The following is a 26,726-nucleotide window of genomic DNA, read 5'->3' as shown; positions in this document are numbered from 1 at the left end:
AGAGAAACTGCTCGCCATCTTCTTTTCTGTCTCAGCCCGGTGAATTAGGCGGGTTAAGGTGTTCGTGTGTGAAATCCTGACTGGCCTCCGACCGAGTGACTGGCGGGCAAAGTGGAAGAAAGGCATCCGTGACGTTCTCGATGTGGATGATCTTGTCTTGTACGTCCGCTGTTACGACATGGCTTTCGCTCTGATCAAGGCTGGGAAGACGGACATGGACGAGCTTCAAGGAATTCTCTATCCGACGTTCGGTGGAGTCATTAACTCGGCTAAGTATGGTCTCGACCGAGCGGAGGCTGCCTAATGTCCTCCACAGCGATCATCTGGACGGTAACTGTTATGGGGGCCTTATGGGCTCCCATCTGTCATTGGTCAGTAATTACCAATATCGAGGAACAACACAAAAATGGTAAGTGCCAACGCACCCAAGGAGACGAAAACAATGACTACAGCAAATAATCGAGGCAGAAAACGTAAGGTCAATCATAAAGACGTCATTCAGTGGCGTCTTCAAAACAAGGCGTCCAGACGGAAGACGGCTGAACACTTCGGACTCAGTGCCGCCTATGTCCAAGAACTCTGGCGTAAAGCCGGCATGTCCTACCAGTCACCTGTTCCGTCTGGGGGAGCCTCCTTCAGGAAAGACTGGAAGGCTATCGCTGACTACCGAAAAGAGAACCGAGCTAGCGTCACGGAAACCTGCCGTGTCTTCGGCGTCAGTAGGACTACCGTTACGCGGGCCTGTCAGGCGCATGGGGTTAACTTGGAGGTGCAGCAGTAACCGAACGATGTCGCTGCTGAAGTGTAGAAACTAAGAAGCGAGAGAGGTGATATGACACTCGAAGTACGATCCGTCGACAAGCTGAAGGGTGAAACCCCACTGACTAAGCTCCGGCATCTCTATAAGACCGTCTGTAGGAGAAACCTGCCTGTCCATCTCGTCGAGAATGGCTTGCTGATTACACCGGCTGTCCTCAATGAGTTAATGCGGTTCGATGCCCAGGCGTTTGACCACTGGAAGGACTGCCCTGGACGAAGGATTATGCTCAAGCTGAGGAAGTCTCGTGAGAATGGCCCGTGTAGAAGCTCCGTCGGTGACTCCTTCAGAGAGGAGACCAAGGGTCTGGAGACCGCTATAGTCCTGTTCTTCTTGTTAGTCCGTGGGGAATCCGTGGATACCAATGACCCAGATTTCCTTGAGGTGTAGAGGTCAACGATGTGTCGTCAGTGGGTCGGACTATTTCACCACAAAAATCTGAGCCGGTATTGATATATATACAGGGCTTTGAATTTCCCCATAGCCCTGCCCAGCTAGCGCCTACGACCTATCAGAAAGCCGACTTTTCAATACCCATGGGGAGTAAACAACACTGATGGACACCCACCTCAACAAAAGCTAAGAATCAGGTGTCACAACACTGGATCATGATGCTTGGCGGCATAGCTCGTCTACTGCCTCGCCTTCCCACCGATCAAAGTACAAACCTGCTGAGTTCCAGGCTACTTATTGTCCGACCAGAGGGACACCATATATCTAAGAGAGCTTACCCTCAGTCCTGCTTTGCTTGCGCTCGCTAGACGCTCACCAGACACTCCTAACGCCTTTGATTGTTGTTCTAGTTGTACGTATTGGCTTGGCTCAAAAGGTGTACCCTGCGATCCATTCTATAAACCATCCCATGAATTGGATCAAAGGTGTTGATAATCAATGACCCATGCCCTACATTGTGAGCCACACTTAATGAGCTACCATGAGAGGGATAACCTAATGTCAGCCACCATTGCCTATGTTCGAGTTAGCACGGAAGACCAGTCCACCAACACGCAGCGGGCGACTATCGAAGAACGTCATAAGGTTGACCACTGGTTCGTTGATGAAGCCACTTCAGGAGCTATCAAAGCGAAAGACAGAAAGGGATTAGGTGGACTACTGAACTTTGTCCGCGATGGCGATACCGTCATCGTCTATGCTATCGACCGCTTGGGACGTAATACCGTTGATGTACTGGAAACGGTCGAAACACTCAATGCCAAGGGAGTAGCAGTAGTCTCACTCCGTGAAGGCTTCGACATGAGTACGCCAATGGGCAAAGCGATGCTTACCATGCTGTCCGCGATGGCAGAGCTTGAACGTTCTAACATCAAGGAACGACAGTTAGCGGGCATCAACCGAGCCAAAGCAGAGGGAAAGGCTCTCGGTAGGGAGAAGATTATCAATGATGAGGATGTAGCTCATTGGCGTCAGGAGAATAGCGCCAGCATTAAGGCTACAGCGGAACAATTCGACATCTCTACAGCATCTGTTAAGCGAGCCTGTCGGACACATAAGGGGAATACAAAGATATTATAATCAAAGGTTATTAATTAATATTATTCTATAAGTTTTATTTATTAGCCTTTTATTTTCGGTGGGGTAATTTTTTTGATGAAGGCCCAAAACTGACTTATTGATCGGCAGGTTTTCACCATCTTAGGTACAAGCGGTGCTATACCAGTATCAGACAATAAGCTTGATCGAACCTTGGTGTATTCAAAGTCAGAAGGGGCTCCACCTGTAGCACGATCCACCATCATGTTCTGCATTGATTCAGCCTGTTCTAACTGTCGGGTCCCGCATGATTAATTACGCGTTTCCGGAATAATTCGGGGCGATCTTGCTGCCATTGCTTCATTGCACCAATCGGCGTCCGGTGGTGCAAGGCTTTTTGATTGATATGGTGATTATACAACCAGTTATAGCGCTTGAGCGTGGTCTCTAGGTCATCCCGAGAGTCAAATCGGTGCGTATTCAACACATCACTGATGCGGCCATTGAAGCGCTCTACCATGCCGTTAGTTTGCGGCCGGTAAGGGGGTATCAGACGGTGCTCCACCGCGTGATGCTCACAGAACTGATCCACCCGATGTTTGCCAGTAGGTCGACGTTCTCCCCCTGCCGCAAAACGGTCAGTGAAACACTTGCCATTGTCTGTCAGCAACGTTTTGATTTTGAACGGGGCTTGCTCGCGAACGTGATGTAAAAAGACCTCAGCATCGTTGGCGGACTGATGTTGACGCACCTCCAGATAAACCCAGCGGGTTGCCCGGTCAATAGCCACGAAGAGATAACGCCTCTGGTCTTCGTCAGGCATCTTGGGAAGGTATTTGACGTCAACATGAACGTAGCCCGGCTCATAGTCCTTGAACGGCTTGTAAGGCGGTTTTTGAGCTGCCTTCTCCTGCTTGTTCAAGGTGGCAAGGCTAGGCAAACCACGGCGTTTCAGCAGGCGTTCAAGAGCAGAGCGCGACAGGTCGGGATGGAGAAACTCCTTGGCCACTGTCAGCAAATCGTCAACGCTCAAGCGCAGGGACTCGCGCAGTGCCACCACGATCTCTTCTTGTGCCGGCGATAGGGTTGTCAGCAGATGGTGGCGCGTGTGCGAGCGGTCATGCTGAGTCGTGCGATAGCGCCATCGGGCAATGGTGGGACACGACACATGATAGCGCCGGGCCAATTCACTATCGCTGACTGCCGTCGGCGCTTGCTGAATCTCCTGACGGGTGCGTGGTGTTGTAGTGGCCGTTTTATGCAGTTTGATATCCATCTCGCTGCTCCTGGATAAATTGCGCAATGAGGTCGCGCGCTGCCAACAGAGGATAACTCCTATGGCTTAATCTATCATCCGGGGCTCTACATCTAACAGGAACCCGCCTTATTCATCAGGACGCCGAACGAGCGTTTTACGTCCCGTGGTGACCGGGACCGACCGGCTTTTATGTCATACGGTCGCTGAGTAGCCGATTAGCACATAGCTTTATCGTATCAATGCCGTGATATTTATAACTGAAGTTCATTGGTTTCGAGTGACGGCGCAGCCGTGGTCGTCGGCCTCCATAGTGGCCGTTTTGTCTGCTGGAAAAGGCTGAGTAATGCGACGTGTCAGGTCAATGCCGTCAGCCGCGGCAACCCTTTCAGTAAAGATGGCCACCATTTATCGGCGGCATCGCCGAGGTGCACGGTGATGCGCCGGGCGTGCACTGTCAGCGTGGCGGCCACCTTAAGCACCTGCTCGCGCATCCGCTTCAGGCTCCAGCCCTGCCGGGTCTGTCGTTCCAACAGGCAACGCAGCCCGTGTAGCACCTGATAAGCGCAGAGAGTCAGCAGCAGGTTTACCTCGTTGCGGGCCATGACGTCCTGGACGGTGGAGACACCGCGATCAGTCGAGGAGAGATGCAGGTCGAGCGCCGACTTCACCTCGCCCATGTGGGCTTCGGCGCTGCCGCGCTTGCGATAAAGCGCCAGGACCTTTTCCGGCGGCCAGTTGAACTTGCCGAGGTTGGTGACCAAAAAGAAGGCATGCAGCAGCAGATCATCGGGCCGCTCTTGTACCACCAGCACCACGCGCCGCGGCGCCGGCCAGGTACCGGCTTGGTACGCCAGGTCATGGCACCATTCCCGAGGTTGCTCGGGGGGCCGGCCGCGTGGCCGCTTCAGATGTGGCGCTGCCAGTGTCTGCAGGCCCGTATGACTGCGCAACCGGCCCAGATACTCGATGTCGCGATCTTCCAGCGCCTCAAGCGTGTCGTTGTCGGTGAAACCCGCGTCGATGCGTACCTTGACCTTGGCCCCGGTGCTCTCGTTGAGTCGCCGCACCAGATGTGGGATCCAGGTATCGGCATTCTCGGCTGGGCCGGCGTTACCTTCACGCAGCAGACCGCCCACCATGTCGCCGGTCTCTGCCAGCGAGGCCACCAAAGGCGAGTAGATTCTGGCCCCGTAAAGTCCATGAAACGCCGAACCGCCCTGGTGGCCGTGGACGTCGATCGGCAAGCCGTCGATGTCCAGCGTCAGATGCTCGGGGCGTTCGCCGCCGTCCAGCGAGGTCAGTCGCCAGACCGCCAGCCGCAGCAGGCCCTCATGCACGGTATCGATATTGTCGTCGCGGCCCAGGCACGTCAGCAGCCGCGACAGCGTCGCTTGAGATGGCCGGTCCTGAGCCAACGGCGTTGTCCCGCGGGCATCACTGCAGGCTAGCTGCCAGAGCGGGTCACGGCGGAGCGTGTCGGTATCGCTGAGGTCGATCCAGCCCATCGAACGCTGCAGCACCAGGGTACGCAGCTGGCTGGCTAACGAGTGGCGGACGCGATCCGGGTCGCGATGATCGACCAGATGGTCGTCCAGCGCATCGATCATGCCGCTGTTGTCGAGGGCTTCACGCAACAGCAAAGCACCGCTGTCGCTGGTGGTGCGATGGCCGCTGAGCTCGACGCGGATGGACCCGTTGCATGACGGGGTCCAGGGGGATAGGCTTTCACCCATGGCGAGTGGTCCTCTTGAGTCAAGTTCGGTTAGGAACATATTGATTCTACAAGAGAAACTGCTCGCCATCTTCTTTTCTGTCTCAGCCCGGTGAATAAGGCGGGAGGAACTGTCTATCCATATATCATCTCTTCAAATCCACTAAGTATAGGGAGTGGAGCTGTTTGCTAACCACTAAGCTAGAACTTTACAGTTCCTTGAAATCACTGGCTACGTGAATGGCATGGGAGCGGATATAGATATACCGATACTAAACAGCTTTCAATTTGATAATGTTACAGAAAACCGCTACAGTGATATATAGATATAAAGATTAAGCTACTGATTTAAAAAGGCTTTATTTTGAGCGTGAGCGATCCCTGTCCCTCCGCCAATATCTTTACGAAAAAAGCGCCTACGGGCGCTTTTTTCGTTTCTACGCTTTCTTTCTTCTCCCTACCCTCTGCTCGATAATCTGTGCCGGTCTATCAGCGTATCCAGATTGTGTCTGGCAGTATGCCGCTAGCGTTGAATAGCGGTCAGGCAAAATAAAGTTTGAGGCTTGCGTATGGAACCTGCTGGCGGCATGCTTGTCGATTAGTTTGAGAACACGACCGAGGGAGCATGTTCAAATGGCTTACAACGAATCACACCTTTCCAAAACGCAATCTGCCCAAGGGGTAAGTGACCTTGGTGCAAGCAAGGTGCTGCGTAATACCTACGCGCTGTTGTCAATGACGCTGCTGTTTTCTGCGGTAACGGCCGGTGCCGCTATGGCCATGGGCATTGAGCGTATCAACATACTGGTGTTTTTCATCGGCGCTTACGGCCTGATGTTCCTCGTTCACAAAACGGCAAACTCAGCCACAGGGCTGCTGGCGACGTTCGCCTTTACCGGTTTTATGGGATTCACGCTAGGTCCTATTCTTTCAGCGTATCTCACCTTGCCTAACGGTGCCGAGCTGATCATGACGGCACTGGCCATGACGGGGCTGACGTTCGTCGGTCTGTCTGCGGTTGCTCTTGTCACCAAAAAAGACTTCAGCTTTTTGAGTAACTTTCTGATGGCTGGCGCCATCGTGCTGATTCTTGCCATGGTGGCAGGAATGGTCTTCAACATCGCTGCGCTGTCACTAATGGTATCAGCCGGTTTCGTGCTGTTTTCTTCAGCGGCCATTCTTTATCAGACCAGTGAAATGGTGCACCGCGCGGGTGAGACCAACTACATTCTCGCCACCATTACGCTATACGTCTCCATTTATAACCTGTTCATCAGCCTGCTTTCCCTGCTGGGCATCATGAGCAACGATTAACATTGTCAGGCATGCCTTTCAGGCAGACTTGGTAACAGCAGACCCTGCCTTGGCGGGGTCTGTTTGTTTGTGTCACACGGTTTTTCACCAGAGGCTCTCATGCGATATGCATTGCTGGTAATGGGCGCTCCTTATAGCAGCCAGGCACCGCACTCGGCGCTGCGCTTTGCGCGGGCACTGCTGGCCCAGGGGCACACCCTGGACAGCGTTTTTTTCTATCAGGACGGCGTACACAACGCCTCGTTTCTGCTGACGCCGCCACAAGATGAAGACAACCTTTATCAGCAGTGGCTCGCGCTCAATGACGAGCACGGCGTGGCGCTTGATGTATGCATTGCCGCCTCATTGCGACGCGGTTTGCTGAACGAGGCGGAAGCCCGGCGTCACGGTCAGCCTGGCTATAACGTCGCAGCTCCTTTTGAGTTAACCGGCCTGGGGCAGCTTCTTGAGCTACAGCAGCGCTGCGATCGTGTGATTACTTTTGCCGCATGAATCTTCGTCTACGAGAGAAGTGATAATGAGCCAACGTGATACGCTACTTATCGTGATACGCAGTGCCCCGCACGATGGTATCCGGCTGCGTGAAAGCCTCGATGCTTTGCTGGTGGGGGCAGCTTTTGGCAGGCCTGTGGTGCCCCTGTTCATGGGGCAGGGCATGTTTGCGCTATTGCCCGGCCAGACACCCGGTGCGCCGGGGCAAAAATCAACGTTGCCCGTCATTCAGATGCTCGAAATGTACGATATTGAGACGCTGTACCTGGCAGAAAACGAAGTACACGCACAGGGGCTTTCCTCGTCTGACTTCGTGGCTGGCGCCAGGGTGCTTGATACGGGGCAGGTACAGGCACTGTTTCATGATGCTCGGCATGTTCTTACTTTTTAACGGGGCTGTTAGATGATATTGCATATTGTGAATCGCGCTCCGCAAAGCGGGCAGGCAGCGTCTCAGGCGCTTGCCGTCATGGCGCCGGAAGACCGATTGATATTGATTGAAGAGGCCGTCTTTGCCGTGCTTGATGCCCAGTGGCAGGGCTGGCGCATCGCAGCGGAACGCATCCACGCGCTGGAAGACGATGTTGCCTCCCGCGGGCTGGCGGATATTGCCGGCCGGCAGCAACCTGAGCTTCTCAGCGTTGACGCCTTTGTGGCCTTAACGGCAGAAGCTCACCAAACAGTCAGCTGGTATTAACGGGCAAGAAGTCATGTCAGAATCAAAAATATACCGTTATCTTTTAGATGATAATAACATCCCTCTAGATCCCGAAGGTTATCTCGTCAACAGAAATGAATGGTCGCCTGAGGTGGCAACAGCGCTGGCCGAAGATGAGGGCATTGAGTTAACCGCTGCCCACTGGGAACTTATCCAGGTGCTGCGGGATTTTTACGCCAAATATGAAATGGCGCCGGCCATGCGCGCCTGGGTAAAAGCGGTCAAGCAAAGTCTCGGAGAGGAAAAGGGGCGTTCGATTTACCTGATGTCGCTGTTTCCGGGAAGCCCGGCAAAGCGGGCGGCTAAAATCGCCGGCCTGCCCAAACCCACCAACTGTCTCTAGAGGTACGATCCCGGAAAAACGGGAAAACTTGCGTAATCCCTCCATGGCGCACGATAGTGATGGCAGCAATTTTTGCTGCCATCCATCATGACTATCCATTATAACAACAAGGAAATGCCCATGGCCCCATATCATGCTGCCGCTCGCCCTACGACTCCTCCCAACGCTCGTGCCATCAAGGGGCTGTCTGTTGGCTTCTTGGCGGGCACTCTGCTGCTTTCTCCACTGGTTATGGCACAACAGACTATTCTGGAAGGCGAACGTTTTCATCCTCAGGAGAGTGCTCAAGGCATGGTCGCCACCAGCCACTTCCTGGCCTCCGAGGTCTCCCGCGACGTGCTGGCCAAGGGCGGCAACGCCGTGGATGCCGCCGTCACCGCGGGTTTTGCTCTGGCCGTGACGTTAATCGAGCGACTTGAAGAGAGCTATGCGGTGCAGCGCTTGTGTAGCGTATTTGGGGTGCACCGCAGCAGTTACCGCGCATGGCGTAACAGAAATACGGTACCAAGCCAGGAAGAGCGAGCCCTGCTGCAGCGAATCGTCGATACCCATGCAGCCAGCAAGGGCTCTGCAGGGGCGCGGAGCATTGCCAAGATGGTGACCCAAGCAGGAGTGCCGCTGAGCCGCTACCGTGCCGGAAAACGGATGAAACGGCTTGGGTTGGCGAGCACACAGCCGCCGCGCCATGCCTACAAAAAGGCGATGCAGCCGCACCTGGCTATTCCGAATCGACTCGACCGGCAGTTCGATGTAAAGACGCCCAACAAGGCTTGGACTGGTGACATCACCTATATTTGGACTGGATCACGCTGGGCGTATTTGGCGGTGGTTATTGACCTTTTTTCACGCAAGCCGGTGGGCTGGGCGATGTCGCCGTCACCGGACACAGAGCTCGTTAACAAGGCGTTGATGATGGCGTATGAATCTCGCCATGAACCCAAGAGCGTTCTTTTTCATTCGGACCAAGGTTGCCAATACACCAGCCTGGGTTTCCGGCAATGCCTCTGGCGCTATCAGATGACACAGAGCCTGAGTCGCCGAGGGAATTGCTGGGATAATGCGCCAACGGAACGCTTTTTCAGAAGCCTGAAAACAGAGTGGGTACCAGCAACGGGCTATCTCGATATGGCGGCGGCGAAGCAATCCATCACTGAATATATAATCAGCTACTACAGCTGCCTCAGGCCGCACACACATAACGATGGGCTGCCACCGAATGCGGCAGAAACGACATACTGGAATGCTCAAAAGGCCGTGGCCAAAAACACTTGACCACTACAGTCGGGATAGCGAAAATCGGCGAAGGCCGGCGTCTGGGAAGAAGCGTTGGCTGCTGACATGGGAACTCCATCTTGCATCGGGGCGGGCCGTCACCTTGTGGCGACCCTGACGTTTCAAGGGGATGTCGGGATCACGCGCGCTGAGGCCAGAGGCCTACCACTCGGCAACGGAGCCGTCTTCGTGGGTCCATACCGGGTTGCGCCAGCGATGGCCGACCTGGGCGCGCTCTTCGACGAACGCCTCGTTAATTTCGACCCCGAGCCCCGGCCCCTGCGGAATGGCACAGAAGCCGTTCTCGATCGACAGCGCATCCTTGTCGACCAGATAGTCGAGGACGTCGTTGTCCTTGTTGTAATGGATGCCCATGCTCTGTTCTTGAATAAAGGCGTTGTGACACACCGCGTCAAGCTGCAGAGAAGCGGCCAGCGTTAGCGGGCCAAGCGGGCAGTGTGGCGCCAGCGCGACATCGTAGGCCGATGCCAGGGTGGCGATCTTGAGGCCTTCGCTGATGCCGCCGCAGTGCGACAGGTCCGGCTGGACGATGTCGACCATGCCGTCCGCGAGCAGGTCGCGGAACTGGAAGCGGGTGTGTAGCCGCTCGCCGGTGGCCAGCGGATAGCCCAGCCCGCCGGCGATATGCTTCAGGCTCGGCAAGTGCTCTGACAATACCGGCTCCTCGACGAACATCGGGTTGAACTGTTCGAGCTCGCGCAGCAGTACCTTGGCCATGGGACGGTGTACGCGGCCGTGGAAGTCGATGCCGATACCCACATCGGGGCCGACCACGTCCCGGGCTTCCGCAACGCGCGCCACGGCGTCGTCGATCTTTTTGTGCGAATCGACGATCTGCAGCTCCGGCGTGCCGTTCATTTTGAAAGCGGTAAAGCCTTGATCGACCAGTGCCTTGGCGCCTGCACCCACGTCAGACGGGCGGTCGCCGCCGGTCCAGGCGTACATGCGCATCTTGTCGCGCACCGGTCCGCCGAGCAGCTGGTGTACGGGCACACCCAGATCACGCCCCTTGAGATCCCACAGCGCCTGATCGATACCGGCAATGGCCGACATGATAATCGGGCCGCCACGGTAGAAGCCGCCGCGATACATCACGTTCCACAGATGCTCGATATTGCGCGGGTCCTGACCCACCAGATAGTCGGACAGCTCATGCACAGCCGCCTCGACGGTGGCGGCGCGGCCTTCAATGACCGGCTCGCCCCAGCCGTAACAGCCTTCGTCGGTTTCGATCTTGAGAAACAGCCAGCGCGGCGGTACCTGCCAGGTTTTGAGTCGGGTAATTTTCATGAGGGTAATCCTTGCGTGAGCAGGTGGGTAGAGTGGGTTGTCAGTAAGCTAGGCCGGTAAGGCAGGCGTTTTGAGAGGGCGACCTTTGAGGTCGACGCCCAAATCCGCGGCCGTGCGTTCCAGCACCCGCTCGGCGGCTTCATGAGCGGCGTCGGGCTGTCGCAGGCGAATCGCGTCCATCACCCGGCGATGCCGCTTGAGGCTGTCGTCAAGGTTGCCGACCTGATGATGCGATGTCTTGATGAGCTGCATGATCGAGGGACGCAGTAAATGCCCCATCTGATGCCAGACCAGATTGTGACTGGCACGATAAACCGCCTGGTGAAAGGCGACGTCGTAGTCGGCATGCTCCTCGCGACGCGCGGGGTCGCCGGCGCTTTCGCGCATGCCTTCGAAGGCTGCCTCGAGATGCGCGAGGTCCTGGGCGGTAGCGTTCAGGGCGGCAAGTTCAGTGACATAGGGCTCGGCGGAAAGGCGGAAGGCATAAACCTCGCGCACCAGCTGCGGGTGGGGCGTTTCAAGGCCGGCCATCCAGTCGCTGACCTGTGGGTCGAGCAGATGCCAGTCGGCGATATCGCGGACGACGGTGCCGCGTCCGGCAGTACGCTCGATCAGCCCGGCGCTGACCAGAGACGCTAGCGCGTTGCGCATCCGATTGCGGCTGGCGTCGAAGTGCTGACACAAATCCAGTTCGCGGGGAAAGGTGTCGCCAGGTGCCCAGTGACCCGATAGGACAGCATGCGCAAGCGTGGTGGCGAGTGCAAAAGCCCCTCCGGCGTCAGGGGCAAAGGGAATATTTGATAGGGCATTCATGGTCATGCTCCAGCATACTCCAAAATATATCTGACTTTATTTTATATATGTCAGACATATTTACAAGCGTGCGGAGATACTCGGCATGTGCACAGGTGTTTAATCGACTTCCTCGTTATGCAGCGCTTCCGCCGCGCCCAGCAGGCCGGTCCAGGGGGCCGTGACGACCCGCACGGGAATCTCGGCGGTGTAGTGATGCATGCGGCCCTTGTTGGTAAAGGCTTCCAGAAAGCGGCTGTCCGGTAGCCAGTCGAGCAGACGTGGCAGAATGCCGCCACACAGATAGATACCGCCACGTGCTCCCAGCGTGAGGGCGGCATCACCGCTGACGTCACCAAGAATCTTGAGAAAGCGCAGAACTGTGTCCCTGGCCAGAGCATCCCCGTTCGCTGCCGCCCGAGTGACGGCGGCGGGAGAATCACAGCGCGGCGTGGTGCCGCCAAGGGCGCAGTGGGCAAAATACAGAGTCAGTATTCCCTGGCCGCACAGCAGCCGTTCCACAGAGATACGCCCGTCGTGGTGATGAAAACCGTGGTGACGGAAGTAGTCAAGAAGCGCCTGTTCCTGCTGATCCGTGGGGGCGAAACTGACGTGGCCGCCTTCGGTGGGCAGTGGAATCCAGCCGTGTCTGCCGGGAAACACGCCGGCCATACCCAGCCCGGTGCCCGGGCCAATAACCAGGCGGGCCGCATGGGGCGCGGTGACGCCCGCCTGCAGCGTCACCAACTCGTGCTCGGCCACGTGGGGAACGCCGAGCGCCTGGGCCTCAAAGTCGTTGATGGCCTTGAACAACGTCAGACCCAGCGCCTCGCGAACCTCCTGGCGGGTGAAGTTCCAGGGGTTGTTGGTCATGGCGATGCGTTCATTGTGCACCGGGCAGGCGAAGGCCAGACACACCTCCCTGGGAGTTTGGCTGTCTTCAAGGTCAGTGCCATCAATGCCAACGCGAGTCAGGTAATCGCGGATGGCCGCTACCGGCCCGGAGTAATCCGCGCAGGGCAGGCTATGGATGGAATGTGGGGCAATGGCGCCCGGCGTTGTCAACGCAAAGCGCGCGTTAGTACCGCCGATATCGCCGAGCAGTGCGGGGCGTAACATAGGGGCCTCAGGCATCCAGCTCGCGAATTGAGGCGTCTTCCAGCGTCAAGTCGTCCGCCTCGAAGCTGCCAAAAACGCTGGCACCCTGCTCGGCGCCGCTGGCCAGGTGGCGAAAGCCGGCGAATAGCTCGCGGCCCAGCCCAAAGTGGCTGCCTTCAATATTGGCGCTCTCGGGCTGGCGGGAGTGCCATTGAGTGGCGTCCATCAGCACATCCAGGGTGCCGCTTTCGGCATCGAGACGGACGACGTCGCCATCTTGCAGCCGGGCGAGGGGGCCGCCGGTCAGCGCTTCCGGGGTCACGTGGATTGCGGCCGGCACCTTGCCCGAAGCGCCGGACATGCGCCCGTCGGTAATCAGCGCCACCTTGAAGCCACGATCCTGCAATACGCCCAGGTGCGGAGTGAGCTTGTGCAGTTCGGGCATGCCATTGGCTTTGGGGCCCTGGAAACGCACCACAACAATGACATCGCGATCCAGTTCGCCAGCCTCGAAGGCGCCCTTAAGCTGATTCTGGTCGTTGAAGATACGCACCGGGGCTTCGACCCGACGATGCTTGGCCTCAACCGCAGAAATCTTGATCACGCCGCGCCCCAGGTTGCCATCGAGCACGCTGAGTCCTCCGGTGGGGGCGAAGGGTGACGCCACCGGGCGCAGAACCTCCTCGTCATGGCTCTTCAAGGGACCTTCACGCCATACCAATTTGCCTTCTTCGAGGAATGGCTCCTGAGTGTAGCTGGCGGACAAATCGGTGCCCATCATCGTGGGGATATCACCGTGAATCAGTCCGGCGCCCAGCAGCTCGCGGATCAGCAGGCTCATGCCGCCGGCGGCGTTAAAATGGTTGATGTCCGCCTGGCCGTTGGGGTATATCTGCGTCAGGCTCGGCACGACGCCGGACAGCTCGCTGAAATCATCCCAGGTGAGGGTCAGGCCACTCGCGGCGGCCATGGCCACCAGATGCAGGGTGTGATTGGTTGAGCCGCCGGATGCAAGCAGGCCAACCAGGGCATTGACGATAGAACGTTCGTCGATCTGGCGGTAGAAGGGACGATAGTTGCCGCCGGGTTCGCTATTGCGTATCGCCTGCTCCGTGGCAAAGCGGGTCAGAGCATCGCGCAGGGGCGTATTGGGATTGACGAACGAAGCGCCGGGAAGGTGCAGCCCCATGATCTCCATCATCATCTGGTTGGAGTTGGCGGTGCCGTAAAACGTACAGGTGCCGGGGCTATGATACGACTGAGACTCGGCTTCGAGCAGCTCATCGCGGCCGATCTTGCCTTCCGCGTATAGCTGACGTATCCGAGCCTTTTCCTTATTGGGCAGGCCACTGGGCATCGGGCCGGCGGGGACGAAAATGGCCGGTAGATGGCCAAAGCGTGCCGCGCCGATAAACAGCCCCGGGACGATCTTGTCGCAAACGCCGAGATACAAGGCCGCATCAAACATGTTGTGGGAAAGCGCCACGGCGGTGGCCATGGCAATGACCTCGCGGGAAAACAGCGACAGCTCCATCCCCGGCTGGCCCTGGGTGACCCCGTCACACATGGCCGGCACGCCACCGGCGAATTGCGCGGTGGAGCCCATCGCCCGGGCAGCCTCCTTGATGATGTCGGGAAAGGGAGCCAATGGCTGATGGGCGGAAAGCATGTCGTTATACGATGAGACAATACCCAGATTGGCGCTGTTCATCAGCTTGAGTCGGCCCTTGTCGACCTCCCCGCAGGCGGCAAAGCCGTGGGCCAGGTTGCCGCAGGAAAGTTCACCGCGATGCACGCCAAGGCTGTGCTGGTTTTCCATGCGCTGCTCGTAAAGCGCACGGCGCTCTTTGGAACGGTGGCGAATGCGTTCGGTGACGCGCCGGACGGTATCGTTCAGGGGAACGGTAGACATGGCAGTGGCGACCTCAGCTATCGATGATAGTCAGCAATGTTAGTAAATTTAGCAACAAACCCTCGTATCAGGAGAGGCTTGCCTTCTTTCAAGCGTACTCGCCTAGACTTCGTATTCTCAAGCTCGACACTCTCAACACCGGTATTCTTAAACATTAGTCGAGCCAGCCGAGTGCCGGCAATAGGGGCGTCAGGGCGACCCGAAGGCGAGGTCCGCCCTGGCACGAGAGGAAGCGGTGGCGTAGCCAGCCGCTTGCATCGCCAGTGCGGTATCCAGCATGCGGTTGGAAAAGCCCCACTCGTTGTCATACCAGGCCATGACCTTCACCATACGGCCGTTGACGCGAGTGTGATTCGTGTCGAAAACGGCGGAGCTGGGATCGTGATTGAAATCGATGGAAACCAGCGGCAGAGCGTTAAGCGACAAAACCGGTGATGTTTCTGCTGCTCGCGCCATGATTTCATTGATCTCCTCCTTACTGGTCTCGCGGCCGACGGTAAAGGTCAAATCCACCAGCGAAACGTTGAGGACCGGTACGCGCACGGCCAGCCCATCGAGCTTGCCCGCCAGCTCCGGCAATACCAGGCTGACCGCGGCGGCGGCACCGGTCTTGGTAGGGATCATCGAGTGGGTGGCGCTGCGCGCCCGGTAAGGGTCTTTATGGTAGACGTCAGACAGGTTCTGGTCGTTGGTATAGGCGTGCGTCGTTGTCATCAGGCCGTTTTCGATGCCCACAGAATCGTTAAGAATCTGGGCGACAGGGGCCAGGCAGTTGGTCGTGCAGGACGCGTTGGATACCACTGTGTGCTCGGCGGTCAGCGTCTTTTCATTAACGCCGTATACCACGGTAGCATCGGCATCGGGGCTGGGTGCGGAAATCAATACACGCCTGGCGCCCGCGTTCAGGTGACGCGCCGCATCGGCTCTCTGGGTAAATAGCCCGGTGCACTCCATCACCAGATCCACGTTCAAGCGCTTCCAGGGCAACGCATCGGGGTCGCGCTGGGCAAAAACCTCAATACGATCACCGTCAACGCTAAGGCCAGTGTCGTCTTGTTCCACCGGCGTGGCGAAACGACCATGAGTGGTATCGAAACGCAGCAGATGAGAGTTGATGGAAGGATCACCCAGATCATTGATAGCGACGACCTGAATGTGTTCGCGATAACCGCCTTCGTAGAGTGCGCGAAGAATATTGCGGCCGATGCGGCCGAAGCCATTTATAGCGATTCTGAGAGTCATGGTACTTACCTTACAGTGCAGTGATGTCTTGGGGGTTATCAAACCGCAGGCGAAGGTGTCGGGCTATTCCCTGAGATAGCGCTGGTGTGGAAATAGCAGGTCGGTAGCCTGTTTGCTTTCATCCAATGTGCCGCAAGGAAATGAGGGGCACAAGAAATATCAGTAAGTTTACTACGAAAGATGGGCTTTAAAGATTTCTGAGTGATTTCCACGTGGCGGTGTGGCGGGGCAGGTTGCGAACTTTTTCCTGATGACCCAGGCCACTACTTCCCGGGGCCATACACCTGGGTCGGAGGCTCAAACGGATGCCCCAGCAATGCCTTGAGATGGGCTTCCGTGGCGCTTGCCAATGACTCAAGGTGGTAACCGCCTTCCAATACCGAGACCAGCCGGTTGTCGGCATATTGCGTGGCAATATCCATCGCCAGTCGCGTCACCCAATAAAAGTCGCTGTCATCGAGCCGTATCTCCGACATCGGGTCGTCCCGGTGCGCATCAAAGCCGGACGATAGCAGCACCAGCTCGGGTTTGAACGCGTGAAGTGCCGGTAGCCACTGTTTTTCTATCGCCTCGCGGAACACCTCGCCGTTGCTGCCCGCCTCAAGCGGCGTGTTGACCACATTATGATGCTCATCGTGTAAGTAGCGCCACGGATAGAAGGGTGACTGAAAGCTCGTGCAAATCAGGATATCCGGATCCTGCTTGAAGATGTCGATGGTGCCATTGCACTGGTGCACGTCAAAATCCAGGATCGCAATGCGCCTGGCCGCGTACTTCTCGCGCGCATAGGCAGCGGCCACGGCCACATTATTATAAAAACAGAATCCCATGGTGCCTGCCGCTTCAGCGTGATGGCCGGGCGGGCGCACCGCGCAAAACACGTTATCGGCCTGGTGGCGAAACACCTGGTCAACGCCGCGCAGTGCGGCACCTGCCGCCATGGCCGCCGCTTTCAAACTGTCCGGATTCATCAGCGTATCGTCATTGAGCATCACGATATTCTCATGCGGAACGCAGTCTTTCAGTGCCCTGAGGTGGCGACTGGGGTGTACCCGCGCCAGGTCTTCCTGGCTGGCCTCTTTGGCATCCGCCTGCATGGTCTGCTGTAATAGCCCGGCAAGCGATAAACGCGCGCTGATCGCTTCGAGCCGCTGAGGATTCTCGGGATGTTCCGGCCCCATATAGTGCAACGCGCAGTAGGGATGGGTAATAAAGGACGTGATCATCTGAGGGCTCCGTTATGACTAAAGATAGCTTAAGCAAAAAGCCTGGGTATGTAACAGTGCCCATAGGTCGTAACACGGCTGGGTGATGCCTCAAGATTGCACAAGGTCGTTGCCGGAAATTGCTGCGGGAGAAAACAGGGTGAGCACAAAGTTTCTGCACCATTTTTTACAGCCGTCGTCGATCGCGGTGATCGGCGCCTCGGAAAAGCCTGAATCCCTCGGGGGGCTGGTCCTGTGTAATATTCAGGAAGGCGACTTCAGGGGCAAAATATGGGCAGTCAACCGGCGCGGCTATGCCAACGTGTTTAACGCACCGAGCGTTTCCCGGGTACGCGATTTACCGGAGGTACCCGATTTAGCCGTCGTTTGTACTGCCATTGAAGGTGTACCTGCCTTGATTAAAGCACTGGGCGAGTTCGGCATTAAAGCGGCACTGGTGCTTTCCGGCGGTGCCCATCTGGATCGCGACAGCGATAGTCAGGGTTCCATAAAGGAACGCATGCTTAAAGCCGCCCGTGCGTCCGGTATCCGCCTGTTGGGGCCTGAATGCATGGGCGTCATTGTGCCGGGCAAAAAACTCAACGCTTCCTATGCCAGCCAGCCGGTCAAGCCGGGGCGTGTTGCCTATCTGGGCCAATCCGGCATGTTGGCCAACGCCATGATCGACTGGGCTGCAGGGCGTGACGTCGGGTTTTCGCATGTCGTCACCATCGGCAACAGTGTCGATGTGCTGCTGCCTGACGTACTCGACTACATTAACCAGTACTCGCCGGCGCAGGCGATTCTGCTGCACCTCGAGCATATCCGCGACGCGCAGCATTTCATGACCTCATTGCGCGATGCGTCGCGTAACCACTTGGTGGTGGCGATCAAAAGCGGCCGTACGGCCGCTTCGGAATTGACCGTACAGCCGGGCACGCCCGGCATTGCCCACCGTGATACGGTCTTCGATGCGGCCTTTTCCCGCGCCGGCGTGGTGCGCGTCGATGACTCGGACGAGCTGCTTGATGCGCTGGAAACCCTATCCCGCATGCGCCCGCTGAAAGGCGATCGCCTGGCCGTGGTCTCCAACGGACTGGGGCCGGCGATGCTGGCCATCGACAAGCTGGTCAGTGCCGGGGGGAAACTGGCCCGGTTCAGCGGGGATACCCAGCATGCGCTTGATCGTCACGGCCTGGACATCAGCAAACCCGGTGAAAACCCGGTGGATCTCAGTGGCAACGCGACGCCGCAGCGCCTCGTCGAGGCATTATCCATCGTCAGTGCCGACCCGAACGTGGATGCGGTGCTGCTGGTGCATGCCGCGACCCGCCTGGCGCCTTCGCTGGCTACCGCACAAGCGGTCATTGCCGGCCGAGGCAAGTTCCGGCGTAATCTCCTGACCAGCTGGATGGGGCTGAAAGAAGCACTCAGTGCCCGTCAGGCATGCAATCAGGCCGGTATTCCGACCTATATATCACCCGAGAAGGCCGTCAAGGCGTTCATGCACATGGTGGATTATCAGCGCGTGCAGCTGCTCTTGCAGGAAACGCCGCCAAGCCTGCCGTTTTCGACCAGCGCTGAGATCCGTGCTCGCTGCCACACACTGATCAAGGCGGCCAGAGCGGCCGGCCGGAAAACGCTGACGCATTCCGAAACCGCTCAGGTGCTTGAAGCGTACGGCATTCCCGCCGCCACCAGCCTGTATTTACAGACGCCGGAAGAAGCCCTTGAGGCAGCACGGCAGATTCAGGGGCTCAAGGCACTGAAAATCGTGCACGAGGGCAACTGCCGGCCGTTTCGCTACCGTAAGCATCCGCACAAGATTTCTGCCGGGCTGCTGCAGGATCTGGATACGCCGGAACAGGTGGCCGACGCCGTGACCCGGCTGGGCGACAAGGTGCGCGAGAAATTTCCTGACGTCGCCATCCGTGAATACTGTCTGCAGCCGATGCAGCGCGGCAAACATTCCATGCAGATCTGCGCGGGTATTACCCGGGATGCGGTTTTCGGCCCGCTCATCGTGTTTGGCATTGGCGGTTACAAGGTCAACATATTGGCCGATCGCCAGGTAGCGCTACCGCCGCTAAACATGAGCCTGGCGGCTGACGTGGTGGGCCGAACCCACGCCGCATCGCTGATACGCGAGCACTCGGCCGAGCCGCAGCGCGATATTCAGCAGCTGTGCCAGCTGCTGGTCAAGCTTTCGCAGATGGCCACCGACCTTGTCGAGTTGCAGGGGCTTGAGCTGAATCCGCTACTGTTGAACCGCGACGGCATGGTCGCAGTAGATTTTGCCATGGATCTTGGCCAGCCGGCGCGTTTTGCCATCATGCCGTACCCCGAAGAACTCAGGGAATGGACGGCGCTGAAGAACGGCTGGAACGTTGAAGTACGCCCCATTCGCGCCGAAGATGCGCCGTTGATTACCACCTTTCACCGGCAGCTCTCCGAACAAAGCATTCGCTTTCGCTATTTTCACAACAAGGCGGATCTGTCCCAGCGCGATTTGTCGACGCTTGCGCATATCAACTACGACCGCCAGATGGCCTTTATTGCCGAGCACCAGCCCGACGACGGGAGCAAGCAAATGCTCGGCGTGGTACGTGTGTGGAATGACCCGGACAATTTACGCACGGAGTTTTCCATCATTATCCGTGATGATCTGCAGGGGCTGGGCATCGGCAGCTTGCTGATGCGAAAAATGATCAGCTACTGCCGTCATATCGGCATCATCGAGATGGCAGGCACGATCATGATGGATAATCACCCCATGCGGGCCTTGATGAAACACCTGGGCTTCACCTGCCGTTACAACATGGAAGAACAGGTGATTGATGCGGTAATGCGGTTGAATGAGCCGCAAAGCGAATGGCAGCGCCATCGTTTGGAAAGCCCCTCGGGCGAGTAACTTGTCCGGTGCGGTGGCACGCTATCGCGGTTAGGGTGCTAGACGAAAGCGCTGCCAGCTGCCGCCGCCATCACGACGCTCGTAGCGGATGCGATCGTGTAAGCGGCTGGGCTGGCCTTGCCAGAACTCGATCATGTCGGGCGTTACACGGTAGCCGCCCCAGTGCAGCGGGCGCGGAATGTCCTGCTTTTCATAGGCGCGTTCAAAGCGCTTCTGACGCTCTTCAATCCAGTTACGATCCGGGATGACCACGCTTTGCGTGGCGATCCAGGTGCCCAGCTGGCTGTTGCGGGGGCGGCTATGAAAGTAGCTATCCGATTCGTCGGAATGCACTTGTTCAACGCTGCCTTCGATACGCACCTGACGGGAAATTGACGGCCACCAGAATGTCAGCGCCGCATAGGGCACGTTATTAAGCTCGCTGCCCTTGTGACTATGATAGTTGGTGTAAAACACCATCCCATCGTCATCAAACCCTTTCAGCAGTACCACACGCGCGTGCGGCCGGCCCTGACTATCGGCTGTGGCAAGCGTCATGGCATTGCCATCCTGACCCTCGTTTTCCAGTGCCAGCGTCAACCATTCGTCAAACAGCGCAAAAGGATCTTCGGAAAGTTGCGACTCATCAAGACGGCCGCCTTCATAGTCACGCCTGATATCGGCTATGTTGCGTGTCATTGTGCTTCTCTCTTGAATGTTTAACACCATGTTCGCTGGTATAACGGCAAAGCTCAACCGTTTAGCCGGACCAGCCCAGCTGCACCATGAGCATATACGCGCCGGTTCCCAGCATGATGGAAAGCAGGGCGTTGCGCCGCCACAGGTGCATACCGGCCACAATCAGCGATGCTATCAGCATTGGCAGTCCGTCATCGCCCATATTGAGCCGCCAATCGGATGCCAGCGGGGTGAAATCGCGCAGCGCATAGATCACCAGGATCAGCATCACCGCGGGCGGAAGATAGCGTCCCAGATGCAAAATCAACGGGTTGTCGGCCTGACGCGACAGCGCCACAAAGGGCAGCATCCGCGTGGCAAACGTCGCCAGGGCGCAAACTATAATCAGTTGCCAAATCGGATCAAACAGCATGGTGATCACCCTGGCGTTGGCTGAAACGATAATGCACCAGCAATAACAGGCTGGCACTGCCGATGGCTCCCAGCAGCAGATGACGCTCCGGCAGCAGAAAAAGGGCGCCCAGCCCGGTCACAAGCGCAATCACAAAGGGCAACGAATGTTTCAGCCGCCTGGCCTGTTCAAGCGTCAGGACAATGAACAGCGCGGTCAGGGCAAACTCGATACCCTGACTGTTGAACAGCTGGGCGCTGCCTACCGCAATCCCGATCAGCGTACCGGTGAACCACCACAGCTGGTTGAGCAGGCTGACGCGAAAGCCCAGCGCATGGGAATATGCCGCCTGGCTGGTCAACAGCGAATAGGTTTCATCGGTCAGGGCGAAAATCATGTAAGGCTTGCGCCAGCCCGCCCCCTGAAAGCGTTTCAACAGCGATAGGCCATAGAAGGTGTGTCGCGAATTGAGCATTATCGTGGCCACCGCCACTTCGGTCAGCCCCGCGCCGGCGGCCAACAACGTTATCGCCAGAAACTGGCCGGCGCCGGCATAAATAATCAACGACATCGCGGCGGCGGCATACCAGGGCACGCCCACTTCAATGGCGACGATGCCGAATGCAGCGCCTAACGGCAGGTATCCAAACATGACCGGCAGCGTTTGCTTGCCGGCCTCACGCCACATTTGGCTAATCACTCGCTTATCTCCTTATGAACAACGGTAATAACTGCCACTGATACGCTTGACCATGCAACATTCTATGATGAAGGCAGAATACATGCGAAAATGCTATAACGACATACCAAGGGTTGAGGCCAAGACAGGCGATGAAGCGTATTTATGTCTGGGACGTGTATGTGCGTCTTTTTCATTGGGCACTGGTGGCGGCGGTGCTGGTTTCGTTTTACACCATGAAAACCGAAGGGGCGCCGTTTCTATTCCCCGCCGAGATTCATGCCAAATCCGGCTATATCGTGCTGGGACTGCTGAGCTTTCGTTGGCTGTGGGGCCTTTTTGGCAGCTTTTTTGCCCGCTTCAGCACCTTCCTGACATCCCCCGTGGTGTCATTTGGTTATGCCATCAGTCTGACGCGGCGCCGGCTGAAGCATTACGCAGGGCATAATCCGGTAGGCGGCTGGATGGTGCTGGTCATGTTGCTCTCGCTCACCTTTCAGGGGGCAAGCGGGCTGTTTTTAAGCGACGATATTTTCTTTGAAGCGCCGCTTTACGCCACGCTGGGGGAAGATGTGAGCAAAACGCTGCTGACGCTGCATCGCTATAACAGTACGCTGCTACTGGTACTTATCGGCCTGCACCTTGTGGCTATTGTGGCGCATCGGCTGATGGGCGAAAAACTGGTGGGCGCCATGGTAACCGGCACTAAACGCCTCTCCGGCGCGCCGATAGATGCTGACACTAGCCGTGAGACTCCCCGCGCGCCGCTGTGGCGTGCATTGCTGGCCATTGCCTGCGCCAGTGCGGTGAGCCTGACCTGGTGGTATTGGTAACGCTGTGTCCAACACCCTGAATAAAAAACGGGAAGCCAAGGCTTCCCGTTTTTTATGTTTCAGCCTTGCAGCGATTATTCAGCGCGGTAGTCGTCGTGGCAGCTCTTGCAGGTTTTGCCTACTTTTGAAAGCTGGGCACGCGCCATCTTGAAATCACCCTCCTGGGCAACCTCGGCAAGCGTCTGCGCCTCATCAATCAGGGCTTTTTGCTTTTTTTCGAAATCGTCGGGATTGTCCGCGATTTTTGCCAGCGCGTCGGTTTCAACGCCGTGGCCATCGTCTTGGTAGCTTCCTTCGACAAAACCTTCCCAGGGCATACGCGCGATATCGCCGACGTTTTGCGCGTGGCGAGCGAAGGCATCGGCATCGTATTCAATATCGCCCTTGGCCATATCGGCCATCGGCCCGAAGTGCCACCCCATTACCCCCAAAGCCGACTGACGATAATGAATCGCGTCTTCCGGCTCAACGGCACTGGCGGTAACGCTGGCGGCGAGCATAGCCGCACAGGCAACAGCACTCAGGCTGGCTTTTATTATACGCATTCGGTGTCTCCCTCATCGTTAATACGGGCTTGCCATAACGGTCTGTTATAACGGGCCTGCCATCACAAAACGCCGTTTCCACTCAGGCGTCTCGCTACTTAACAATAGCCTAATAAGCTTAGCACTTGAAGACGTAAAAAAGTGGCATCTTTAGCCGGTCGCGGCTTGTTCACGCAAGAGCCGGCTACGAAAGCGCGCGTAACCCATGCAGCCGGTAAACAGAGCGAGTGAGACACAGGCTTCCACAATGCCACGCAGGTGCTGTTCCGGCAGCGTAGCCACCATGACGCCCTGCATGAAATACAGCAGGCTGACAAATGCCAACCAGGCATGCCCCCGCGGGCGCTTGCCGATAACCGAAGGCAGAAACAGCACCAGCGGCAGTACAAAGGCGATGACAGGGCGCCAGTTAAAGCCGTCGGCACCTTGAATCAGCGCGCCGCGATACACCATCAGCAACAGCAATACGACAAAGCTGGCGACGACCAGCTGGCGGGAGTAGCGCGTCAAAGGCGCTAGACCGTGCTTACGTTCCACGTCTTCCAACCATTCGCGCATTAGCTCGCCTCCCGCATGGCGTGAAGGGCAAGCCCCAGCCGCGCGATACGCTTGCCCTGAGCCACGCACAGCTCGCGTTCGTGATCATCAACGGGACGGTCGCTGCGCGCACCGGCCACGTGGCTGGCCCCGTAGGGCGTGCCGCCGCCCTGAGTTTCGAGCAGGGCCGTTTCGCTGTAGGGAATACCCGCATACACCATGCCGTGGTGTAACAGCGGAAGCAGCATGGAAATCAGCGTGGTTTCCTGACCGCCGTGCAGGCTTGCCGTGGAAGTAAACGCACTGGCGGGCTTATCGATCATTGCGCCGTTCAGCCACAGCCCGCTGGTGGTATCCAGAAAATACTTCAGGGGGGCAGCCATATTGCCAAAGCGCGTGGGGCTGCCCAGCGCCAGCCCGCTGGCATGGCGCAGATCGTCATGATCGACGTATACCGCGCCTTCCTCGGGAATCTCCGGCTCCACCGCCTCACAGGTTGGCGATACCGGCGGCACGGTGCGCAGGCGCGCCTCAATGCCGGGCATGCTTTCAATCCCCTTGACCACCTGACGCGCCATGGTGGCCGTCGCCCCGGAGCGGGAATAATACAACACGAGAATATACGGCAGTTCGGTACTCATCTGGGGTGTCCTTGGTGAGCGTCAGTGTCGAAAATCAAATCGGGCGATCAATGGTATCAGAGCCCGGGCAACCGATGGCTTCTCCTGCCGGTGCTTTTGACGCTAACCGCCGGTACACCCAGGCAGGGGTGTCATCCTGCAGCGTGATCTGGCGACGCGTATAGCGCACGCCGAGGCGTTCATAGCGATCAAGGCGGGCGAGTTCGAGCGCCGACACCTCAAGCACCAGCCCGTTGATTAGGCTGTCCGGCGCCGGTTTAGTGGTGACAGAGGGTATCGTTATCGGCGCAATGTTCAGCCCGCAGCGCCGGTAGCCGCCGAGCGAGGCCGCTTCGGGGCTGCCCGAAGTGCCCATGACCACGAATCGAATCGGCGCATAGCGCAGCGTGCCGTAGACAAACACCTGATGCGGGCCATCAGCGACGGGCGCAAGGTCCGGCGGGCGCTGATAATACCAAGGGCTCAGCATGGTGAACCATAGCCAGGTCGCCACGGCCAGTAACAGAATACCGGCCAGCATGACGCATCGTTTCACGCCACGCTTAAGCCTGCTGTCGGGGTTTGCTAGGATACGAGAACTCATTTGCCGTCAGCCGGAGGAATGAACATGAATCAGTCACTGCGCGATGAAGTGGGCTTCGAGGCGATGATAGGCGATGTGACCCCGCTTAAGCGAGATAACCGCGCCGATCCGGGAAAAAAGCCGCCGACCTCAGCCGAGGCCTGGCAGGCCAGACGCGACGCCGCCGAGGAAGGCACCGGCGAGCGTAATTTTCTCTCGGACGATTTTGTTGACCTGCTGCCGCCCATTGACCCGATGGCGTTTCGCCGTGATGGCATCCAGCAGGGCGTGGCTGACAAACTCAAGCACGGCGGCTATCCGGTTCAGGCGCAGCTGCATTTGCGACGTCGCCCGCTGGCCGAATGCCGGCGCATGCTGTTTGCGTTTATGGAAGATGCCTACGCCCACGACCTGCGCTCTATATTGATCGTTCACGGCCGCGGGCGTGAAATCGACAGTCCCGCCAACGTGCTGCGCTCGTATCTGGCCAAGTGGCTGGCCCAGTTCGAGCAGGTGCAGGCCTACGTCTCGGCACAGCCGTCCGACGGCGGCTTGGGCGCCACCTGGGTCATGCTGCGCAAAAGTGCCCGTGCCAAAACCAATAACCGCGAGCGCCAGCAAAAGCGCCGTGGCTAGGTTTTAGCACTGTTGACGCCGGTTTCTGCCCACCGGCGTCGCTGCCACACCCACAAAAAGCCCAGCGAGTTAAGCACCCGATACCCCAGCTGCACCAGCCAGATGCCCAACAGCCCGTAGCCGCCAGCAACGCCAACCCACCAGGCAACAGGCAAAAATATCAGCCACTGCATGGAAAGCGTCAGTGCCATCACCGTGCGCTGGGCACCGGCGCCCATCAGTGCCTGCGCCAGCACCAGCGCGGCGGCGTCGAGTACGATCATCGCACCGGTCAGCCGCAGCGGCAGGGTGCCCAGCTCCACCAGCGCATCATCGGCGAGAAACAGCCCGAGTATCTGCTGGGGAAACACCAGCATGGGCAGTGCCAACGTCGCTAAGAGTAGCCAGGCCAGGCGCAGCGCATCGAGTCCCCAGCGGTGGGCATCGCGGTAGGCGTCGCGCCCCAGCGCCTCGCCCACCAGGCTCATGGCGGCAACGCCCAGCCCGACGCCGGGCAGTACCAGCAATAACGAAAGATTGATCAGCACGTGCCCCACGGCCACGCTTTGGGTATCGATCTGGCTGAGCATCCAAAATAGCACCGCGTAGCCGGCGGCAAACCACAGCTGCTGCAACGAGTGGGGAAGCGCCCGCGCGCTCAGCCGACGGAAGACGTATGCCGATGGCCAGCGAGTTAAAAAGCCGTGGCCCAGCGCGCCTTTGAGGCTGACCGCCAGCCACAGCAAAAGCCCCAGCAACAGCGACAGGGCAGTGCCGGCACCGGCACCGGCGGCGCCCATTCTGGGTAGCCCGGCGAGGCCGAAAATCAGCCCCATGCTGACCAGCACGTTAAACGCATGGACGCAGAGGATAATCCGCAGATACATGCCGGTTTGCTGCCGGCCGTTCCAGTAGCCGCGCAGGCACAGCGTCATGGCCACCGCCACCAGCGCGATCACCCGCCAGCGGAAATAGGTCACGGCAAGCGCTTTCACATCGGGCGTTTGGGTGATCAGCCCGATCAGCCGGGGCGCCTGCCACCAGGCCAGCAGCGTCAACGGCAGCGCGACCGCAACGGCAAGCACCAGCCCCGCATTGAGCGGCCCGGCCGGTGAATCGGCGTCAGCGCCCAGCTGCCGCGCGGTTTGCGACTGCACCGCCGACGACAGGCCAAAGACCAACGCCGTCATCATGAACATGGCGTAGCCGCCCACGCCCACGCCGGCCAGCGCGACCTCCCCCAGCGAGCCCACCAGCGCGGCGTCGATCAGGTTGAGCACGCTTTGCGACAGCATGCCCAACATCACCGGCAGCGCCAGGCGCATTACCTTGAGACGTCGCGGAGCAAGCAGCGTCAC

Annotated in this window: 27 protein-coding genes; 11 read left to right on the top strand and 16 right to left on the bottom strand. The window is 58.0% G+C overall.

What is annotated here, in order from left to right; genetic code table 11:
- Window positions 1-832: 832 nt before the first annotated feature.
- A complete protein-coding gene (locus B5495_RS01830) occupies window positions 833-1,207 on the top strand; it encodes a hypothetical protein (RefSeq protein WP_079550831.1) in 375 nt (124 codons plus the stop codon).
- A 561-nt stretch (window positions 1,208-1,768) separates the two neighbouring features.
- The gene (locus tag B5495_RS01825; RefSeq protein ID WP_079554850.1) at window positions 1,769-2,350 is read left to right on the top strand and encodes a recombinase family protein; all 582 of its coding nucleotides are present in this window, start codon (window positions 1,769-1,771) and stop codon (window positions 2,348-2,350) included.
- A 247-nt stretch (window positions 2,351-2,597) separates the two neighbouring features.
- On the opposite strand, the gene B5495_RS01820 is transcribed toward B5495_RS01825, so the two are convergent.
- Both B5495_RS01820 and B5495_RS01815 read right to left on the bottom strand, forming a co-directional pair.
- Window positions 2,598-3,584 (bottom strand): IS481 family transposase, encoded by a 987-nt coding sequence (locus tag B5495_RS01820; RefSeq protein ID WP_079550830.1) that lies wholly within the window; start codon window positions 3,582-3,584, stop codon window positions 2,598-2,600.
- A 335-nt stretch (window positions 3,585-3,919) separates the two neighbouring features.
- A complete protein-coding gene (locus B5495_RS01815; RefSeq protein WP_079550240.1) occupies window positions 3,920-5,338 on the bottom strand; it encodes an IS1380 family transposase in 1,419 nt (472 codons plus the stop codon).
- A 572-nt stretch (window positions 5,339-5,910) separates the two neighbouring features.
- On the opposite strand from B5495_RS01815, the gene B5495_RS01810 reads away from it, so the two are divergent.
- From B5495_RS01810 to B5495_RS01785, 6 genes are all read left to right on the top strand, one after another.
- Window positions 5,911-6,591 carry a Bax inhibitor-1/YccA family protein gene (locus tag B5495_RS01810; protein WP_079550828.1) on the top strand — a complete coding sequence of 227 codons (681 nt, stop codon included), beginning with the start codon at window positions 5,911-5,913 and terminating at the stop codon, window positions 6,589-6,591.
- Between the two features lie 99 nt (window positions 6,592-6,690).
- Entirely contained in the window at window positions 6,691-7,083 is a 393-nt protein-coding gene (gene tusD, locus B5495_RS01805; protein WP_079550826.1) for a sulfurtransferase complex subunit TusD, read from the top strand.
- 25 nt (window positions 7,084-7,108) lie between these two features.
- Window positions 7,109-7,474, top strand: coding sequence for a sulfurtransferase complex subunit TusC (gene tusC / locus B5495_RS01800; RefSeq protein ID WP_079550824.1), 366 nt, complete (start codon window positions 7,109-7,111; stop codon window positions 7,472-7,474).
- Window positions 7,475-7,486: 12 nt separating this feature from the next.
- Window positions 7,487-7,780, top strand: coding sequence for a sulfurtransferase complex subunit TusB (gene tusB, locus B5495_RS01795; RefSeq protein WP_079550822.1), 294 nt, complete (start codon window positions 7,487-7,489; stop codon window positions 7,778-7,780).
- 13 nt (window positions 7,781-7,793) lie between these two features.
- Entirely contained in the window at window positions 7,794-8,144 is a 351-nt protein-coding gene (locus B5495_RS01790) for a TusE/DsrC/DsvC family sulfur relay protein (RefSeq protein ID WP_079550820.1), read from the top strand.
- A gap of 120 nt (window positions 8,145-8,264) precedes the next feature.
- Window positions 8,265-9,416 carry an IS3 family transposase gene (locus B5495_RS01785; protein ID WP_154045179.1) on the top strand — a complete coding sequence of 384 codons (1,152 nt, stop codon included), beginning with the start codon at window positions 8,265-8,267 and terminating at the stop codon, window positions 9,414-9,416.
- Between the two features lie 162 nt (window positions 9,417-9,578).
- Here B5495_RS01785 and dgoD read toward each other — a convergent pair whose 3' ends face one another.
- The 6 genes from dgoD to B5495_RS01755 all read right to left on the bottom strand — a co-directional run bounded on the left by dgoD (window position 9,579) and on the right by B5495_RS01755 (window position 16,997).
- Entirely contained in the window at window positions 9,579-10,727 is a 1,149-nt protein-coding gene (dgoD, locus tag B5495_RS01780; RefSeq protein WP_079550816.1) for a galactonate dehydratase, read from the bottom strand.
- A gap of 48 nt (window positions 10,728-10,775) precedes the next feature.
- Window positions 10,776-11,540: a FadR/GntR family transcriptional regulator gene (locus tag B5495_RS01775; protein WP_231897214.1), complete on the bottom strand. Its 765-nt coding sequence runs from the start codon at window positions 11,538-11,540 to the stop codon at window positions 10,776-10,778.
- Between the two features lie 99 nt (window positions 11,541-11,639).
- Window positions 11,640-12,638 carry a glucokinase gene (glk, locus tag B5495_RS01770; RefSeq protein ID WP_079550812.1) on the bottom strand — a complete coding sequence of 333 codons (999 nt, stop codon included), beginning with the start codon at window positions 12,636-12,638 and terminating at the stop codon, window positions 11,640-11,642.
- Window positions 12,639-12,645: 7 nt separating this feature from the next.
- Complete coding sequence (edd, locus tag B5495_RS01765; protein WP_079550810.1) at window positions 12,646-14,529, bottom strand: phosphogluconate dehydratase; 1,884 nt, start codon at window positions 14,527-14,529, stop codon at window positions 12,646-12,648.
- A gap of 189 nt (window positions 14,530-14,718) precedes the next feature.
- Entirely contained in the window at window positions 14,719-15,771 is a 1,053-nt protein-coding gene (gene gap, locus B5495_RS01760) for a type I glyceraldehyde-3-phosphate dehydrogenase (protein ID WP_079550808.1), read from the bottom strand.
- Between the two features lie 263 nt (window positions 15,772-16,034).
- Window positions 16,035-16,997: a histone deacetylase family protein gene (locus B5495_RS01755; protein ID WP_079550806.1), complete on the bottom strand. Its 963-nt coding sequence runs from the start codon at window positions 16,995-16,997 to the stop codon at window positions 16,035-16,037.
- 139 nt (window positions 16,998-17,136) lie between these two features.
- Between B5495_RS01755 and B5495_RS01750 the strand changes: the two genes are divergently transcribed.
- Window positions 17,137-19,887, top strand: coding sequence for a bifunctional acetate--CoA ligase family protein/GNAT family N-acetyltransferase (locus B5495_RS01750; RefSeq protein WP_079550804.1), 2,751 nt, complete (start codon window positions 17,137-17,139; stop codon window positions 19,885-19,887).
- Window positions 19,888-19,917: 30 nt separating this feature from the next.
- On the opposite strand, the gene pdxH is transcribed toward B5495_RS01750, so the two are convergent.
- The 3 genes from pdxH to B5495_RS01735 form a co-directional block, all read right to left on the bottom strand.
- A complete protein-coding gene (gene pdxH, locus B5495_RS01745; RefSeq protein WP_079550802.1) occupies window positions 19,918-20,565 on the bottom strand; it encodes a pyridoxamine 5'-phosphate oxidase in 648 nt (215 codons plus the stop codon).
- Window positions 20,566-20,626: 61 nt separating this feature from the next.
- The gene (locus B5495_RS01740; protein ID WP_079550800.1) at window positions 20,627-20,977 is read right to left on the bottom strand and encodes a branched-chain amino acid transporter permease; all 351 of its coding nucleotides are present in this window, start codon (window positions 20,975-20,977) and stop codon (window positions 20,627-20,629) included.
- Complete coding sequence (locus B5495_RS01735; RefSeq protein ID WP_197685633.1) at window positions 20,967-21,656, bottom strand: AzlC family ABC transporter permease; 690 nt, start codon at window positions 21,654-21,656, stop codon at window positions 20,967-20,969. Before B5495_RS01735 ends, B5495_RS01740 begins: the two co-directional genes overlap by 11 nt.
- A 131-nt stretch (window positions 21,657-21,787) precedes the next feature.
- On the opposite strand from B5495_RS01735, the gene B5495_RS01730 reads away from it, so the two are divergent.
- Window positions 21,788-22,468 (top strand): cytochrome b/b6 domain-containing protein, encoded by a 681-nt coding sequence (locus B5495_RS01730; protein WP_079550796.1) that lies wholly within the window; start codon window positions 21,788-21,790, stop codon window positions 22,466-22,468.
- Window positions 22,469-22,542: 74 nt separating this feature from the next.
- Here B5495_RS01730 and B5495_RS01725 read toward each other — a convergent pair whose 3' ends face one another.
- The 4 genes from B5495_RS01725 to B5495_RS01710 all read right to left on the bottom strand — a co-directional run bounded on the left by B5495_RS01725 (window position 22,543) and on the right by B5495_RS01710 (window position 24,711).
- Window positions 22,543-23,013 carry a c-type cytochrome gene (locus B5495_RS01725; protein WP_079550794.1) on the bottom strand — a complete coding sequence of 157 codons (471 nt, stop codon included), beginning with the start codon at window positions 23,011-23,013 and terminating at the stop codon, window positions 22,543-22,545.
- Between the two features lie 150 nt (window positions 23,014-23,163).
- Entirely contained in the window at window positions 23,164-23,571 is a 408-nt protein-coding gene (locus B5495_RS01720; protein ID WP_079550792.1) for a DUF2069 domain-containing protein, read from the bottom strand.
- On the bottom strand, window positions 23,571-24,191 hold the full coding sequence (gene wrbA / locus B5495_RS01715; RefSeq protein WP_079550790.1) for an NAD(P)H:quinone oxidoreductase: 621 nt from the start codon (window positions 24,189-24,191) through the stop codon (window positions 23,571-23,573). The genes B5495_RS01720 and wrbA overlap by 1 nt, the downstream gene beginning before the upstream one ends.
- Window positions 24,192-24,225: 34 nt before the next feature.
- The gene (locus B5495_RS01710) at window positions 24,226-24,711 is read right to left on the bottom strand and encodes a gamma-glutamylcyclotransferase family protein (protein ID WP_231897213.1); all 486 of its coding nucleotides are present in this window, start codon (window positions 24,709-24,711) and stop codon (window positions 24,226-24,228) included.
- Window positions 24,712-24,798: 87 nt separating this feature from the next.
- Here B5495_RS01710 and smrA point away from each other — a divergent pair, with 87 nt between their 5' ends.
- Entirely contained in the window at window positions 24,799-25,389 is a 591-nt protein-coding gene (gene smrA, locus B5495_RS01705) for a DNA endonuclease SmrA (protein WP_079550786.1), read from the top strand.
- Here smrA and B5495_RS01700 read toward each other — a convergent pair.
- Window positions 25,386-26,693, bottom strand: coding sequence for an MATE family efflux transporter (locus B5495_RS01700; RefSeq protein WP_079550784.1), 1,308 nt, complete (start codon window positions 26,691-26,693; stop codon window positions 25,386-25,388). The genes smrA and B5495_RS01700 overlap by 4 nt on opposite strands.
- Window positions 26,694-26,726 lie beyond the last annotated feature (33 nt).

This window comes from Vreelandella subglaciescola (assembly GCF_900142895.1).
GTDB lineage: Bacteria > Pseudomonadota > Gammaproteobacteria > Pseudomonadales > Halomonadaceae > Vreelandella > Vreelandella subglaciescola.
This window is presented reverse-complemented; position numbering and strand designations above follow the sequence as displayed.

Bases quoted from the DNA above. Each gene is read 5' to 3' on its own strand.
- B5495_RS01785 (WP_154045179.1), top strand. From the start codon at position 8,265: ATGGCCCCATATCATGCTGCCGCTCGCCCTACGACTCCTCCCAACGCT.
- smrA (WP_079550786.1), top strand. From the start codon at position 24,799: ATGAATCAGTCACTGCGCGATGAAGTGGGCTTCGAGGCGATGATAGGC.
- edd (WP_079550810.1), bottom strand. From the start codon at position 14,529: ATGTCTACCGTTCCCCTGAACGATACCGTCCGGCGCGTCACCGAACGC.
- tusC (WP_079550824.1), top strand. From the start codon at position 7,109: ATGAGCCAACGTGATACGCTACTTATCGTGATACGCAGTGCCCCGCAC.
- gap (WP_079550808.1), bottom strand. From the start codon at position 15,771: ATGACTCTCAGAATCGCTATAAATGGCTTCGGCCGCATCGGCCGCAAT.
- pdxH (WP_079550802.1), bottom strand. From the start codon at position 20,565: ATGACACGCAACATAGCCGATATCAGGCGTGACTATGAAGGCGGCCGT.
- B5495_RS01790 (WP_079550820.1), top strand. From the start codon at position 7,794: ATGTCAGAATCAAAAATATACCGTTATCTTTTAGATGATAATAACATC.
- dgoD (WP_079550816.1), bottom strand. From the start codon at position 10,727: ATGAAAATTACCCGACTCAAAACCTGGCAGGTACCGCCGCGCTGGCTG.
- tusB (WP_079550822.1), top strand. From the start codon at position 7,487: ATGATATTGCATATTGTGAATCGCGCTCCGCAAAGCGGGCAGGCAGCG.
- B5495_RS01825 (WP_079554850.1), top strand. From the start codon at position 1,769: ATGTCAGCCACCATTGCCTATGTTCGAGTTAGCACGGAAGACCAGTCC.
- B5495_RS01755 (WP_079550806.1), bottom strand. From the start codon at position 16,997: ATGATCACGTCCTTTATTACCCATCCCTACTGCGCGTTGCACTATATG.
- B5495_RS01830 (WP_079550831.1), top strand. From the start codon at position 833: ATGACACTCGAAGTACGATCCGTCGACAAGCTGAAGGGTGAAACCCCA.
- B5495_RS01700 (WP_079550784.1), bottom strand. From the start codon at position 26,693: ATGCGCCTGGCGCTGCCGGTGATGTTGGGCATGCTGTCGCAAAGCGTG.
- B5495_RS01725 (WP_079550794.1), bottom strand. From the start codon at position 23,013: ATGCGTATAATAAAAGCCAGCCTGAGTGCTGTTGCCTGTGCGGCTATG.
- wrbA (WP_079550790.1), bottom strand. From the start codon at position 24,191: ATGAGTACCGAACTGCCGTATATTCTCGTGTTGTATTATTCCCGCTCC.
- B5495_RS01720 (WP_079550792.1), bottom strand. From the start codon at position 23,571: ATGCGCGAATGGTTGGAAGACGTGGAACGTAAGCACGGTCTAGCGCCT.
- glk (WP_079550812.1), bottom strand. From the start codon at position 12,638: ATGTTACGCCCCGCACTGCTCGGCGATATCGGCGGTACTAACGCGCGC.
- tusD (WP_079550826.1), top strand. From the start codon at position 6,691: ATGCGATATGCATTGCTGGTAATGGGCGCTCCTTATAGCAGCCAGGCA.
- B5495_RS01740 (WP_079550800.1), bottom strand. From the start codon at position 20,977: ATGCTGTTTGATCCGATTTGGCAACTGATTATAGTTTGCGCCCTGGCG.
- B5495_RS01710 (WP_231897213.1), bottom strand. From the start codon at position 24,711: ATGCTGGCCGGTATTCTGTTACTGGCCGTGGCGACCTGGCTATGGTTC.
- B5495_RS01815 (WP_079550240.1), bottom strand. From the start codon at position 5,338: ATGTTCCTAACCGAACTTGACTCAAGAGGACCACTCGCCATGGGTGAA.
- B5495_RS01820 (WP_079550830.1), bottom strand. From the start codon at position 3,584: ATGGATATCAAACTGCATAAAACGGCCACTACAACACCACGCACCCGT.
- B5495_RS01775 (WP_231897214.1), bottom strand. From the start codon at position 11,540: ATGAATGCCCTATCAAATATTCCCTTTGCCCCTGACGCCGGAGGGGCT.
- B5495_RS01810 (WP_079550828.1), top strand. From the start codon at position 5,911: ATGGCTTACAACGAATCACACCTTTCCAAAACGCAATCTGCCCAAGGG.
- B5495_RS01730 (WP_079550796.1), top strand. From the start codon at position 21,788: ATGAAGCGTATTTATGTCTGGGACGTGTATGTGCGTCTTTTTCATTGG.